Annotated in this window: 13 protein-coding genes; 4 read left to right on the forward strand and 9 right to left on the reverse strand. The window is 66.8% G+C overall.

All coding sequences use genetic code 11. The features are described from left to right. Positions 1–47: 47 nt before the first annotated feature. Both hppD and hmgA read left to right on the forward strand, forming a co-directional pair. A complete protein-coding gene (gene hppD / locus ABR323_RS10825) occupies positions 48–1,160 on the forward strand; it encodes a 4-hydroxyphenylpyruvate dioxygenase (RefSeq protein WP_206141107.1) in 1,113 nt (370 codons plus the stop codon). A gap of 102 nt (positions 1,161–1,262) precedes the next feature. Continuing rightward, positions 1,263–2,570 carry a homogentisate 1,2-dioxygenase gene (gene hmgA, locus ABR323_RS10830; protein ID WP_439449300.1) on the forward strand — a complete coding sequence of 436 codons (1,308 nt, stop codon included), beginning with the start codon at positions 1,263–1,265 and terminating at the stop codon, positions 2,568–2,570. A gap of 283 nt (positions 2,571–2,853) precedes the next feature. On the opposite strand, the gene ABR323_RS10835 is transcribed toward hmgA, so the two are convergent. Continuing rightward, positions 2,854–3,396 (reverse strand): hypothetical protein, encoded by a 543-nt coding sequence (locus tag ABR323_RS10835; RefSeq protein ID WP_439449301.1) that lies wholly within the window; start codon positions 3,394–3,396, stop codon positions 2,854–2,856. Positions 3,397–3,520: 124 nt separating this feature from the next. Between ABR323_RS10835 and ABR323_RS10840 the strand changes: the two genes are divergently transcribed. Continuing rightward, positions 3,521–4,153, forward strand: a complete 633-nt coding sequence (locus ABR323_RS10840) for a hypothetical protein (RefSeq protein ID WP_439449302.1) — start codon at positions 3,521–3,523, stop codon at positions 4,151–4,153. A gap of 73 nt (positions 4,154–4,226) precedes the next feature. Continuing rightward, positions 4,227–5,192: a sodium:calcium antiporter gene (locus ABR323_RS10845; protein WP_439449303.1), complete on the forward strand. Its 966-nt coding sequence runs from the start codon at positions 4,227–4,229 to the stop codon at positions 5,190–5,192. Positions 5,193–5,354: 162 nt separating this feature from the next. Here the strand turns inward: ABR323_RS10845 and ABR323_RS10850 are convergent, their stop codons facing one another. From ABR323_RS10850 to ABR323_RS10885, 8 genes are all read right to left on the reverse strand, one after another. Next, a complete protein-coding gene (locus tag ABR323_RS10850) occupies positions 5,355–5,744 on the reverse strand; it encodes a Na+/H+ antiporter subunit G (protein WP_049401677.1) in 390 nt (129 codons plus the stop codon). Then, positions 5,741–6,025 (reverse strand): K+/H+ antiporter subunit F, encoded by a 285-nt coding sequence (locus ABR323_RS10855; RefSeq protein WP_005411334.1) that lies wholly within the window; start codon positions 6,023–6,025, stop codon positions 5,741–5,743. Before ABR323_RS10855 ends, ABR323_RS10850 begins: the two co-directional genes overlap by 4 nt. After that, positions 6,022–6,528 (reverse strand): Na+/H+ antiporter subunit E, encoded by a 507-nt coding sequence (locus ABR323_RS10860; RefSeq protein WP_439449304.1) that lies wholly within the window; start codon positions 6,526–6,528, stop codon positions 6,022–6,024. Before ABR323_RS10860 ends, ABR323_RS10855 begins: the two co-directional genes overlap by 4 nt. Next, positions 6,525–8,060 carry a monovalent cation/H+ antiporter subunit D gene (locus ABR323_RS10865; protein WP_439449305.1) on the reverse strand — a complete coding sequence of 512 codons (1,536 nt, stop codon included), beginning with the start codon at positions 8,058–8,060 and terminating at the stop codon, positions 6,525–6,527. Before ABR323_RS10865 ends, ABR323_RS10860 begins: the two co-directional genes overlap by 4 nt. Next, positions 8,057–8,449, reverse strand: a complete 393-nt coding sequence (locus ABR323_RS10870) for a Na+/H+ antiporter subunit C (protein ID WP_135275375.1) — start codon at positions 8,447–8,449, stop codon at positions 8,057–8,059. The genes ABR323_RS10865 and ABR323_RS10870 overlap by 4 nt, the downstream gene beginning before the upstream one ends. After that, positions 8,449–11,277: a monovalent cation/H+ antiporter subunit A gene (locus ABR323_RS10875; protein ID WP_439449306.1), complete on the reverse strand. Its 2,829-nt coding sequence runs from the start codon at positions 11,275–11,277 to the stop codon at positions 8,449–8,451. Before ABR323_RS10875 ends, ABR323_RS10870 begins: the two co-directional genes overlap by 1 nt. A 334-nt stretch (positions 11,278–11,611) precedes the next feature. Further along, on the reverse strand, positions 11,612–12,097 hold the full coding sequence (locus tag ABR323_RS10880; RefSeq protein ID WP_439449307.1) for a DUF962 domain-containing protein: 486 nt from the start codon (positions 12,095–12,097) through the stop codon (positions 11,612–11,614). 139 nt (positions 12,098–12,236) lie between these two features. After that, entirely contained in the window at positions 12,237–13,163 is a 927-nt protein-coding gene (locus ABR323_RS10885) for a phosphoribosylaminoimidazolesuccinocarboxamide synthase (protein WP_439449308.1), read from the reverse strand. Positions 13,164–13,236: the final 73 nt, after the last annotated feature.

A 13,236-nucleotide genomic window follows, 5' to 3' on the forward strand; every position in this document is an offset into this window, starting at 1 on the left:
GCCCGCACCTGGTTTGTACCGATGCGGTACCGATTCGGAGCCACGCCATGAATACCGCAGTCCCGACCGCCTCGCATCCCAACCCCGGCATGCAGGTCACCACCTTCGAGAACCCGATGGGCATCGACGGCTTCGAGTTCGTCGAATTCGCCGCCCCGGCCGGCCGTGGCCAGGAGCTGCACGAGTACTTCCGGAAGATGGGCTTCAGCGCGGTGCTCAAGCACAAGCAGCGTCCGATTACCGTCTATCGCCAGGGCGACGTCAACTTCCTGGTCAATGAAGACCCCGATTCGTTCGCGGCCGACTTCGCTGAAAAGCACGGCCCGTGCGCCTGCGGCTTCGCCATCCGCTTCAAGAAGCCGGGCGCGGAGGTCTACCAGACCGCGCTGGGCAACGGCGCCGAAGCCATCGCCTTCAAGCCTGAGAGCAAGGCGGTCAATGCCCCGGTCATCAAGGGCATCGGCGACTGCATGCTGTATCTGGTCGACCGCTACGGCGATGCCGGCAGCATCTTCGATGGCGACTACGAACTGATCGCCGGCGCCGAACTGCGCCCGAAGGGCTTCGGCCTGACCTTCATCGACCACCTGACCCACAACCTGTACTTCGGCAACATGCAGCAGTGGTCGGACTACTACGAGCGTCTGTTCAACTTCCGCGAGATCCGCTACTTCGACATCAAGGGCCTGAAGACCGGTCTGGTGTCCAAGGCGATGACCGCGCCGGACGGCATCGTGCGCATCCCGCTGAACGAATCGTCCGACCCGCGCAGCCAGATCAACGAGTACCTGGATGCGTACAAGGGCGAGGGCATCCAGCACATCGCCTGCTTCACCGAGAACATCTACGAGACCGTCGAAGCGATGCGCGCGCAGGGCGTGGACTTCCTGGATACGCCGGAGACCTACTTCGACGTGATCGACCAGCGTGTGCCGAACCACGGTGAAGACGTGGCGCGCCTGGCGAAGAACAAGATCCTGATCGACGCTGATCCGGAAACCCACCAGCGCAAGCTGCTGCAGATCTTCACCCAGAACTGCATCGGCCCGATCTTCTTCGAGATCATCCAGCGCAAGGGCAATGAAGGCTTCGGCGAAGGCAACTTCACCGCGCTGTTCGAGAGCATCGAGCGCGACCAGATCCGCCGCGGCGTGCTGTAACGTTCAACAGTAGCGCCGGGTCATGCCCGGCGCCTGTTCACCTGTAGAGCCGAGCCATGCTCGGCTGCTTTCGGTTCCGGTCTCGTCGTGTCAGGAGTCCTCATGTCCCCCGCCATCACTGCCCGCGGCTACCAGTCCGGTTTCGGCAACGAATTCGCCACCGAGGCCGTCGCCGGCGCGCTGCCGGTCGGGCAGAACTCGCCGCAGAAGGTCGGCCACGGCCTGTACGCCGAACAGCTGACCGGCACCGCCTTCACCGCGCCGCGTGGCAGCAATCGCCGCAGCTGGCTGTACCGGATCCGCCCGGCGGTGACCCATGGCGAGTTCACTCCATTTGCGCAGTCGCAGCTGCAGTGTGATTTCGGCGCACAACCGGCCTCGCCGAACCAGCTGCGCTGGAGCCCACTGCCGTTGCCGGAACTGCCGACCGACTTCGTCGAGGGCCTGTACACGATGGGTGGCAACGGCTCACCTGACGCGCACGCTGGCGTGGGCATCCATCTGTATGCGGCCAACCGCGATATGGTCGGCCGCTACTTCTACGATGCCGATGGCGAGCTGCTGATCGTGCCGCAGCTGGGTAGCCTGCGCCTGCTGACCGAACTGGGTGTGATCGAGATCGAACCGCAGCAGATCGCGGTGATTCCGCGTGGCGTGCGCTTCCGCGTGGAGCTGCCCGATGGCCCGAGCCGCGGCTACATCTGCGAAAACTACGGTGCGCTGCTGAAGCTGCCCGACCTCGGCCCGATCGGTTCCAACGGTCTGGCCAATCCGCGCGACTTCGAGACCCCGCACGCGGCGTTCGAGGATGTCGACGGTGAATTCGAACTGATCGCCAAGTTCGAAGGCCGCCTGTGGCGCGCCCCGATCGACCATTCGCCGCTGGACGTGGTGGCCTGGCACGGCAACTACGCACCGTACCGCTACGACCTGCGCCGCTTCAACACCATCGGCTCGATCAGCTACGACCACCCGGACCCGTCGATCTTCCTGGTACTGCATTCGCCCAGCGATACGCCGGGGACCAGCAACATGGACTTCGCGATCTTCCCGCCGCGCTGGCTGGTGGCACAGAACACGTTCCGCCCGCCGTGGTTCCACCGCAACATCGCCAGCGAATTCATGGGCCTGGTGCACGGTGCCTACGATGCCAAGGCCGAAGGCTTCGTGCCCGGCGGTGCATCGCTGCACAACTGCATGAGCGGTCACGGCCCGGACGCACCGACCTTCGACAAGGCGTCCAATGCGGACCTGTCCAAGGCCGATGTGATCAAGGACACGATGGCCTTCATGTTCGAGACCCGCGCGGTGATCCGCCCGACCGCACAGGCCTTGGCTGCCAGCCATCGCCAGGGCGATTACCAGCAGTGCTGGAACGGCCTGCGCAACAACTTCCGGTCGACCCGCTAGCGTGGTGGGCGCCGACCTTGGTCGGCACGGATCCTGACCGCATCCACGCATAGCGTGGATCTACCGGTTGCTGCTCCTGGTGGGTGCCGACCTTGGTCGGCACGGATCCTGACCGCATCCACGCACGGCGTGGCTCTACCGGTTGCTGCTCCTGGTAGGTGCCGACCTTGGTCGGCACGGATCCTGACCGCATCCACGCATGGCGTGGATCTACCGAAAGGCGGTCGGGACGCGAAACCGTAGATCCACGCCATGCGTGGATGATTCCCGCCGGAACCTGCGCTTACGCCACCTCGGCGAACGCGTCGCAATGTTCCAGCGGCAGCGCCTCCAGCAGGCGCTGGCGTACGCGTTGGCAATAGCCGTCGGAGGTCAGCGCGGGCAGCACCTGCAGGGCTGACTGCAGCCGCTGCAGCACTTCGTCTTCCGCACGCGCCTGCTGCAGGTCGCGGAACACGGCGGCGGCCTGTGGGTGGCGCTGCATCTCGAGGATGCCCAGCACGTAGATGCGCGCGGCCACCAGCGAACGGCGACGTTCGACCGCGGGTGCAGCAGGTGCGGCTGCCGGTGGTTCGGGCACCGGCTCTACTGCGGCTGCGGGCGACGGTGCCGGGGCCGGGGCTGTGGCGCCAGTACCGGTACTGAGGTACCCCGCCTGTACCAGCTGGATGACCATCGCTGGCGCTTCCGGGCCCAGCAGGCCGGTCAGGTCGACGACGGTACGTTGGCCGTCGCACAGGATCAGCAGCCGTCGCTGGCGCATGTCCAGCGGCGCGCGGTGAGCTTGCAGCGCGGTTCGGGCGAGATCGGTCTTGCGCGGTTGCATGGGGGGACGGCCAGGTCGGTGCTCGCCGAGCCTGAACGAAGGCGATGAAACCGCGATGACAATGCAGCATCTGCACACGGGGTGGGCTAGCGTGCAGCCACCTTCGTGCCAGGGAACCGCACCGATGAAGCACCTCCCGATTGCTGGTCTGCTGTTGTTGTCGCTCACTGCCTGCAACCGCACGCCTGAGCCACCTGCTGATGCCCCGGCCAAGGGCGCTACGCCGGCTGCTGTCGCGGCTGATGCCGATCTGGCAACCCGGTCGCCGGCCGATCCCCGCACCGACAGCCCGGCGCAGTTGGACGGATTCGCCGGCGCAAAGCTGGGCGCTGGCATCGCCGAGGTCCGCAGCGGTTTCGGGAAGCCGCTGCAGGGGTTGGGTAGCGACGCCAGTGGCAAGCCGCTGCCAGCCGACGACGGCAACGACGGCTGCTATTTCCTGCGCCCGCAGGATGCCGAGGCCCCGCGCCTGATGATCGAAGGCCGCAAGCTGGTGCGCTATGACGTACGCAGTGCGGCGATCACTGCACCGGGTGGCGGCAAGGTCGGCATGACCCTGGGCGAGCTGCAGGTGCTGTATCCCGAGCGCGGTGATGTCGGTCCCGACAAGTACGACGAGAAGGCCCAGCACCTGCGTGTGCGTCCGGCGCAGGAGGGCGGGGCGGTGATCGACTTCGCACTCGGTGCGGATGGCCGGGTCGGCGCGTGGCGGGTCGGAAAGACCCCGCAGGTCGATTATGTGGAAGGCTGTGGCTGATCCTTGATCCACGGCCCAGCCACGCGCGCGGGCCAAGCGTAGAATCGCGCCACCACTGCTGGGGGAGTGCTCGATGATCGCCATTGCCATTGCCTGGTTCCTGCTTGGCCTGCTGCTGCTGGCGCTGGGCGGGGACTCCATCGTCAAGGCCGTGTCCGGTCTGGCCCAGCGCTTCGGGGCCAGTCCGTTCACTGCCGGACTGCTGCTGCTCGGGGTGACCACCTCGCTGCCGGAACTGGCGGTCAACGCGCGCGCGCTGGCGGTCGGCCAGCCGGAGCTGGCGCTGGGCAATGCGGTGGGCAGCAGCATCGTCAACCTGGGCCTGACCCTGGCTGTTGCCGCGATGGCTGCGCCGCTGCTGCTGCGCGCGCGGCTGCAGACGGTGATGTGGTGGTCGCTGCTGGCGGCCGGCGTGCTGTTGATCCTGTTCGGGCTCGATGGCGGCCTGGCGCGCTGGGAGGGTGGTGTACTGCTGGCCGGCTTCATCGTGGTGCAGGTGCTGCTGCTGCGCCGTGGCCGCAGCGAGAACGCCGAGGTGCAGGCGGCTATCGCCGAATCCGCTCTGAGTCGTACCAGCCTGCCGTTGAACGTGTTGCGGGTGCTGATCGCCGCGCTGACCCTGTACTGGGGCGCACGCCTGGTGGTGGGTGCGGCAGCTGACTTCGGCGTGGCCCTGGGTTGGACACCGCTGCTGGTCGGTCTGCTGCCGGTGGCGATCGGTACCGCGCTGCCGGAGGTGGCAACCGCAATTGCTGCCGCACGCCGTGGTCATGGCGACATGGTGTTGGGCCACGTACTGGGTTCCAGCGTGGTCAACCTGCTGCTGGTGATCGGTGCGATGGCGGTGCTGCAGCCGCTGGCACTGCCGGCCTCGTTCGTGCGCCTGGAACTGCCGGCGCTGCTGGCCTTCGCGCTGGTGCTGTACCCGATGCTGCGTGGCGACCTGAAGATCAGCCGCGGCGAAGGCGCGATCCTGCTGGTCGCGTTTGTTGGCTGGTTCGTGCTGGAGCTGCTGCTGGTGGGCGCACCGGTGTTGTAGATCCAAGCCATGCGTGGATGCGGTTGATGTCGTGCCGACCAACGGTCGGCACCCACCGGGCGTCGCGGTCGGTAGATCCACGCCATGCGTGGATGTGGTTGATTTCGTGCCGACCAACGGTCGGCACCCACCGGGCGTCACCTTGCCGGCCAGCGGCCGGCACTACCGGTTCTGCGTGGTTTCTTCTTCCCGCACCGGTTCCGGCGGCGGTAGCTGCTCTTCAGCAGCCGGCTCGTTGCCCGGCAGGCTGGGCCGGGTCTCCATCAGCAGCGACAGCGCGGCCTTGGCCATCATGTGCGCGCTGATCGGCGCGGTGATGAACAGGAACACGGTGATCAGCAGCTCGCGCGGCTGCGGGTCCTGGCCCAGGAAGATGTGGTAGCACACCGAGCACACCAGCACGCAGCCCACGCCCAGTGTGCTGGCCTTGGTCGGTGCATGCAGGCGCTTGAAGAAGGTGGACAGCTTCACCAGGCCCAGTGCGCCGACCAGGATGAAGAAGCAGCCGAACAGCAGCAGGATCGACAGGCCGATCTGGATCGCGGTGATCATTCGACGATGTCCCGGCGCAGCACGAACTTGCTCAGCACCACGGTGCTGCCGAAGCCGAGCATGGCGATGATCAGCGCCGCCTCGAAGTAGATCGGCGAGTTGAGGTACATGCCGAACAGCATCAGCTCGGCGATCGCGGTCACCGACAGGGTGTCCAGCGCGAGGATGCGGTCGGGCACGGTGGGCCCGCGCAGCAGGCGCCAGGTGGCCAGCAGCATGGCCAGGCCGACCACGTGCATGCACACCACCAGAGTGGTCTGGATGACTTCAAAACCGGTCATGGGAAGATCTCCATCAACGGCGCCTCGTAACGGCGCTTGATCGTATCGATCAGGTCCTGTGGGTCCTCCAGGTGCAGCACGTGCACCAGCAGGAACTTGCGGTCGTCGCTGAGCGCGGCCGAGACCGTGCCCGGGGTCAGCGTGATCATGCTGGTCAGCGCGGCGATGCCGTGGATGTTGGCGATGTCCAGCGGCAGCCAGATGAAACCCGGGTGGATGTTCTTCTCCGGGCCCAGCACCTGCAGGGCAACGCGGATGTTGGACATCAGGATGTCCCACAGGGTCACGCACAGCAGTTTCGGCAGCGGGCGCAGGGTACCGATGCGGGCGAACTCGCGGTCCAGGCGCGCGGCGAACAGCGGCACCACCACGCCCAGCAGCAGGCCCAGCACGATCTGGCCAAGGGTGAAGCTGTCGGACATCAGCAGCCAGAACGCCACCACCATGATGCTGAGCATCGGCGAGGGAATCAGGCGACGGAACAGGGAGCGCTGGGCGGTCATGGCTGGCGGATCTCCGGCGTGGTCGCACGCAGCTGCTGCACATACTCGCTGGGTTGCAGCAGCTGTGCGGCGGTGGCGTCGGTGTAGCGCATCAGCGGTGCAGCGGCCAGGGTCATGCCGATGCCGTAGGCCAGCAGGATGCAGGCCGCGTACAGTTCGACCCGGCGCAGGCGTGCCTTGCGCGGCTTGGGTGCATCCGCATCGACTGGCGGCACGCGCCAGAACAGGCGGATGCCGCCGCGGGTCAGGCCCATGATCACCAGCAGGCTGCTGACCAGTACGGCGGTCCAGACCGGGGCGGTGTACTGCGCCGGCATGCCGGCCAGCAGCGCGGCCTTGGCCAGGAAGCCGGACAGCGGCGGCAGGCCGGCCACTGACACTGCACCGATCAGGAACAGCACGGCCGGCGTTTCCTTGCCGGGCATCGGCGCCACTACTTCCTTGCGGTCGCTGGCGCCACCACGGCGGCGGCGGATCAGGTCGGCAATCAGGAACAGTGCGGCGGCGACGAAGCTGCTGTGTGGCAGGTAGTACAGGCCGGCCGAAAGCACCTGTGGCGTGCCCACCGAGAAGGCGATGAACAGCGTGGCGGCCGAAACGATCACCAGGTACGAGATCAGTACGCGCAGGCGGGTGGCCGCCAGTGCGCCGAGGCCACCGAGCACCAGCGTTGCCACACCGGCCCACAGCAGCCAGTCGCGGCCGTAGCCGGCCATCGCGCCGGCATCGTCGCCGAACCACAGCATCTGGATGCGCAGCACCGCGTACAGGCCGACCTTGGTCATGATCGCGAACAGTGCGGCCACCGCGGCCGGTGCGCGCGAATAGGCTTCCGGCAGCCACAGGTACAGCGGCATCAGCGCGGCCTTGGCGCAGAACACCAGCAGCAACAGGCCCATCGTCGCCTTCACCAGGGTCAGCTGTGCCGGCGGCACCTCGGCGATGCGCTGCGACAGCTCGGCCATGTTCAGCGAGCCCAGCGAGGCATACAGCAGGCCCAGCGCGATCAGGAACAGGGTCGAAGCAGTGACGTTGAACACCACGTAGTGCAGGCCGATGCGCATGCGCAGGCCGCGGCCACCACTGAGCAGCAGTCCGTAGGAGGCGATCAGCATCACCTCGAAGAACACGAACAGGTTGAAGATGTCGCCGGTAAGGAACGCACCGTTGAGGCCGACCAGCTGGAACTGGAACAGCGCGTGGAAGTGCGGTGCGCGGCGATCCCAGCCCGAGCAGGCATGCAGCAGGCAGGGTATGGCCAGCAGCAGGGTGGTCAGCAGCATCCACGCCGACAACCGGTCCGCCACCAGCGCGATGCCCAGCCGCGACGGCCAGTCGCCGAGCAGGTAGACGCTGACGTCGCCACTGGCGGTAGTTGCGAACAACAGGCCGACCACCAGTGCCAGCGCCGACAGCGAGGTCCAGGCCACCGCGCGCTGCACCTTCGGGCCATAGCGGCGGTGCTCGACGAACAGCGACAGCGCGGCACCGAGCAGGGGAACCAGGATCGGCAGGATCACCAGATGGTTCATGCGCGGTCCTCGCCCTGGCGCGGCGGCACGCGCTCATCCTGCAGGTCGTCATCCGGCTCGTGCGCGTCCACGTGGTCGCTGTGGTTGTCGCTGCGGCTGCGCATGGCCAGCACGATGCTGACGGCGGTCATCGCGAAGGCGATCACGATCGCGGTCAGCACCAGCGCCTGCGGCAGCGGGTCGGTGTAGTTGCCGAGGTGGCTGTCCACGCCTTCCTGCAGCACCGGTGCCTTGCCCAGTACCACGCGGCCACCGGCGAAGATCAGCAGGTTGGTGGCGTAGGACAGGAAGGTCATGCCGAGGATCACATCGAAGCTGCGCGCACGCAGCAGCAGGTAGATGCCGATCGCAGTGAGTACGCCGATCGCGGAGGCCAGGGCCAGTTCCATCAGTGCATCTCCCCGGTACGTGCCGAGCGGCGTTGCAGGTCGATCTCGCCCTTGCGTGCGGTACGGGTGCGAGAAGGTTTCACGGTGGCCATCATCGACAGCATCAGCATCGCGCCACCGAACACCACCAGGTACACGCCGATATCGAAGCCGATCGCGCTGGCCAGCGGTACGTCGCCGATCAGCGGCAGGTGCAGGTCGAGATGGCCGCTGGTCAGGAACGGCACGCCAAACAACATCGACGCACTGCCGCTGAGAATGGCGATCAGCAGGCCCATGCCGATGCAGCGGATGTAGTCGAAGCCGAAGCGCGATTCCACCGATGCGGTGCCCTGGATCACGTACTGGATCAGCAGTGGCACGGCCAGCACCAGGCCGGCTATGAAGCCACCGCCCGGTGCGTTGTGGCCGCGCAGGAACAGGAAGATCGACACGGTCAGGGTCAGCGGGAACATGATCTGTGCCAGATCGGCCGGAACCGGCAGCTTGATCGGCGGGCCGGGCATGATCTGCTCCGGCGCCATCCGCGTGCGCCGCAGCAGCGCATGCACCACCAGCGCGGCGATGCCGAACACGGTGATCTCGCCAAACGTATCGAAGCCGCGGAAGTCGACCAGGATCACGTTGACCACGTTCTGGCCGTAGGCCTCGGGCAGGGCACGGGCAAGCAGCTCGCCGGCCATGGTGTTCGGCGGCAGGGTCATCGCGGTATAGGCCAGTGCACCCAGGCCGGCACCGGCGATGATCGCGATCACTGCATCGCGACGCTTGCGCCAGCGCGGCCGCTCCGGCCCGGACTGCGCGGGCAGGTAGTTCATGCCCAGCAGCATCAGCACCAGGGTCACCATCTCCACCAGCAGCTGGGTCAGGGCCAGATCCGGGGCAGACAGGAACACGAAGGTCAGCGCCACCATCAGGCCGACGCCACCCACCAGCAGCACTGCCAGCAGGCGCTGCTTGTAGACGCGCAGGGTGGCGACGGCGCAGGCCATCATCACCAGCCACAGCACCCAGCCGAGCAGCGGAATCGGTTGTGGCGCGGTCCAGTTGGGCGAGGCCGGGTTGGCCACGAACGGCGCGGCCGCGACCACGATCGCCACCAGCACCAGGCCCAGCAGCATGCGTTGCAGGCTGCCGTTGGCGATGCCGTGGGTCAGCCGCTGTGCTGCGGCCGAGAGCAGGTCCAGCTGATGGTGGAACACATTGCGCCCGGGGCTGGTATTGGTCACCCCATGCAGATTGATCAGCTTGCGCAGGCCGAAGTACAGCGCCACGCCACCGACCACGCCGATCGCGCTCATCGCCAGCGGCAGGTTGAAGCCATGCCAGACCGACAGGCTGTACTCGGGCATGGCGCTGCCGAGGATCGAGGCCGCAGCGGCATGCAGCACCGGCGCTACGGTCAGTGCCGGGGCCACGCCCACCGCCACGCAGATCACCACCAGCAGCTCCACCGGCACCTTCATCCAGCGCGGCGGTTCGTGCGGTACGCGATCCAGATCATGCGGGCCTTTGCCGAAGAACGTGTCGTGCACGAAGCGCAGGCTGTAGGCCACGCCGAACACGCCGGCCAGCAGCGCGGCGATCGACACGGCCGTGCGCATGGTGTCCGTGCCACCGGCCGAGAGCGCTTCGGCGAACAGCATTTCCTTGGACAGGAAGCCATTGAGCAGTGGGATGCCGGCCATCGCCAGCGAGGCGATGATCGCCAGCGCGCTGGTGAACGGCATCAGCCTGCGCAGTCCACCCAGCTTGCGCATGTCACGGGTGCCGGTCTCGTGGTCGATGATGCCGGCGGCCATGAACAACGACGCTTTGAAGGTGGCGTGGTTGAGGATGTGGAACACGCCGGCCACCACCGCCATCGGCGTGGACAGGCCGAACAGCAGGGTGATCAGGCCCAGATGGGAAATGGTCGAGTAGGCCAGCAGGCCTTTCAGATCGTGCTGGAAGATCGCGTTCCAGGCGCCGATCAGCAGCGTGATCGCACCGATACCGCTGACGGTGTAGAAGAACAGATCGCTGCCGGCCAGGACCGGGTGCAGGCGCGCCAGCAGGAACACGCCGGCCTTCACCATGGTGGCCGAGTGCAGGTAGGCCGAGACCGGCGTCGGCGCAGCCATCGCGTGCGGCAGCCAGAAATGGAACGGGAACTGCGCGCTCTTGGTGAAGATGCCGGCCAGCACCAGGAACAGGGCGTACGGGTACAGCGCGCTGGCGCGGATCTGCTCGCCCGCGGCCAGCACCACGTCCAGGTCGAAGCTGCCGACGATGCGGCCGATCAGCAGCACGCCACCGAGCAGGGCCAGGCCGCCGCCGCCGGTGATCACCAGCGCCATGCGCGCGCCTTCGCGGGCGTCCTGGCGGTGCGACCAGAAGCCGATCAGCAGGAACGAGCTGATGCTGGTCATTTCCCAGAAGATCATCAGCAACAGCAGGTTGCCCGACACCACCATGCCCAGCATGGCGCCCATGAACAGCAGCAGGTAACAGTAGAAGCGGTGCGCGTTGTCCTGCTGGCTCAGGTAGTAGCGCGCGTACAGCACCACCAGTGCGCCGATGCCCAGCACCAGCCCGGCGAACATCCAGGCCAGCCCGTCCAGGCGCAGGGTGAAGTCGAGGCCGATCTGCGGCAGCCAGGGGACCATCGTCCGCACCACCTGGCCGTCGAGGACCGCCGGGGTCAGCCAGGCGAGGATGGCCAGCCCGCCCAACGGCGCCAGCGCCGCCAGCCAGGCAGCAGTCGAGCGCGAACTACGGGGGAAGGCCGCAACAGCCACTGCCATCAGGAACGGCAGGGCCAGCAGCAGGGGCAGGCTGGGGAGCATGCAGGGAATCCATGATTCACGAGCAGGTCAGGGAGGATAACAGGCTGCGAAATGTCGCCGAAACCCATCGAACAGCGATCAATTGCATGTAACGTTCGCTGATTCATTTTTTCTGCAGCGCAGCATCACGTTCCTGCGGTACCTCTCTGGCTGCCCTCGGGGATCACCCTACGCCCACGCAGGGAGACCGCAGGCCCTGTCGCACAGGGGCTGCCGTCAACGGGCGGGAGGTGGGGGGGCGGGTCACGGGCGCAGGCTGGCAGGGCCGCCGTGGACTACGGGTGACGGAACCTGCCCGTTCAGGAAACGGGGGGGGCCGTCTGCCGCTGTCAGGTCAGTAGCGCCAGTCGAGCTTGCGGTAGGCCTTGGCCATCACCCAGGCCGGACCAATCAGCAGGTAGGTCAGGTCGGTCAGGAAACTCGGCTTGCGGCCCTCGAACTTGTGGCCGATGAACTGCGCGATCCAGGCCACCACGAACACGCCCACCGCCAGCCAGAACAGGTTGTGCAGGCCGATCTCTGCCTCCAGCAGGCGGCACAGGCAGCCGAACACGAAGAACTGGATGAGCATGCCGATGCCCAGCGAGCGCGACAGCTTGTTGTAGAAGCACCAGGCGCTGAACATCGCGAACGCTGACCAGATGCCGTACTGGAACCAGGTGATCAGCGGCGGCAGGCACCACAGCAGCGCCACCACCGACCACAGGATCGCCGGCACCGCCACCACGTGGATGCGCTGGTTGATCACATTGCGGTGGTCGTCGGAATAGCTGGCGAAATAGCGGTCGATCGGCCGCGCAAGCTCGGTGGATGTCTGCATGCGGCCAGCATACTCCCGCCCGGGCCGTCAGTAGAGCCAGGCCATGCCTGGCTTCGGATTCGCCGAGGCTGCCGGCCAGCGGCCGGCACTACCCCTTCAAAACACCCCCGGCCATTGCGGCCGAGGGCGCAGGGGGGGATCAGTCGACGCTGATCCCGGCCAGGCGCTGCAGCGCCTCGGCGTACTTGGCGCGGGTGCGCTCGATGATCTCGGCCGGGATGCTCGGGCCCGGGGCGGTCTTGCCCCAGTCCAGCGTCTCCAGGTAATCGCGCACGAACTGCTTGTCGTAGCTCGGCGGGCTGGTGCCCACTTCGTACTCGTCGGCCGGCCAGTAACGCGAGGAATCCGGCGTCAGCATCTCGTCCATGATGTACAGGCGGCCATCGGCATCGGTACCGAACTCGAACTTGGTATCGGCCAGGATGATGCCGCGCTCGCGGGCGTATTCGGCGGCAAACTTGTAGATGCGCAGGGTGGCATCGCGCACGCGCTCGGCCATCTCCGCACCTACTGTCTTCACCATCGCATCGAAATCGATGTTCTCGTCATGGTCGCCCACGGCGGCCTTGGTCGAGGGGGTGAAGATCGGCTCGGGCAGCTGCTCGGCTTGGCGCAGGCCATCGGGCAGGTCGATACCGCTGACCTTTCCGGTGCGCTGGTAGTCCTTCCAGCCGCTGCCGATCAGGTAGCCGCGGGCGATCGCTTCCACCGGCACCGGCTTCAGCTTGCGGGTCACCACCGCACGCTTGGCGTACAGAGTCGGGTCCACGCCCTCGGGCAGCACGCTGGCCACGTCGATGCCGGTCAGGTGGTTGGGCATCAGGTGCGCGGTCTTGGCGAACCAGAAGTTGGAGACCTGGCAGAGCATCTCGCCCTTGCCCGGGATCGGGTCGGGCAGGACCACGTCGAACGCCGACAGGCGATCGGTGGCCACCATCAGCAGGTAGTCGCCCGGCGGGGTCCCTGCAGGCAGCCGCTCGCGCGGGATATCGAACACATCACGCACCTTGCCGCGGTGGCGCAAGGGCAGGCCGGGGAGATCGGATTGCAACAGCGTGGTTGGCACGGGCACTCCTGGGGCGTTGTCGATACGGCTGCCCAACGGACCCGGCGGGCCCGCTGACCAGCGGGCGGCCTAG

Source organism: Stenotrophomonas sp. ATs4 (assembly GCF_051861585.1).
Lineage (GTDB): Bacteria > Pseudomonadota > Gammaproteobacteria > Xanthomonadales > Xanthomonadaceae > Stenotrophomonas > Stenotrophomonas maltophilia_AS.

Bases quoted from the DNA above. Each gene is read 5' to 3' on its own strand.
- hppD (WP_206141107.1), top strand. From the start codon at position 48: ATGAATACCGCAGTCCCGACCGCCTCGCATCCCAACCCCGGCATGCAG.
- hmgA (WP_439449300.1), top strand. From the start codon at position 1,263: ATGTCCCCCGCCATCACTGCCCGCGGCTACCAGTCCGGTTTCGGCAAC.
- ABR323_RS10835 (WP_439449301.1), bottom strand. From the start codon at position 3,396: ATGCAACCGCGCAAGACCGATCTCGCCCGAACCGCGCTGCAAGCTCAC.
- ABR323_RS10840 (WP_439449302.1), top strand. From the start codon at position 3,521: ATGAAGCACCTCCCGATTGCTGGTCTGCTGTTGTTGTCGCTCACTGCC.
- ABR323_RS10845 (WP_439449303.1), top strand. From the start codon at position 4,227: ATGATCGCCATTGCCATTGCCTGGTTCCTGCTTGGCCTGCTGCTGCTG.
- ABR323_RS10850 (WP_049401677.1), bottom strand. From the start codon at position 5,744: ATGATCACCGCGATCCAGATCGGCCTGTCGATCCTGCTGCTGTTCGGC.
- ABR323_RS10855 (WP_005411334.1), bottom strand. From the start codon at position 6,025: ATGACCGGTTTTGAAGTCATCCAGACCACTCTGGTGGTGTGCATGCAC.
- ABR323_RS10860 (WP_439449304.1), bottom strand. From the start codon at position 6,528: ATGACCGCCCAGCGCTCCCTGTTCCGTCGCCTGATTCCCTCGCCGATG.
- ABR323_RS10865 (WP_439449305.1), bottom strand. From the start codon at position 8,060: ATGAACCATCTGGTGATCCTGCCGATCCTGGTTCCCCTGCTCGGTGCC.
- ABR323_RS10870 (WP_135275375.1), bottom strand. From the start codon at position 8,449: ATGGAACTGGCCCTGGCCTCCGCGATCGGCGTACTCACTGCGATCGGC.
- ABR323_RS10875 (WP_439449306.1), bottom strand. From the start codon at position 11,277: ATGCTCCCCAGCCTGCCCCTGCTGCTGGCCCTGCCGTTCCTGATGGCA.
- ABR323_RS10880 (WP_439449307.1), bottom strand. From the start codon at position 12,097: ATGCAGACATCCACCGAGCTTGCGCGGCCGATCGACCGCTATTTCGCC.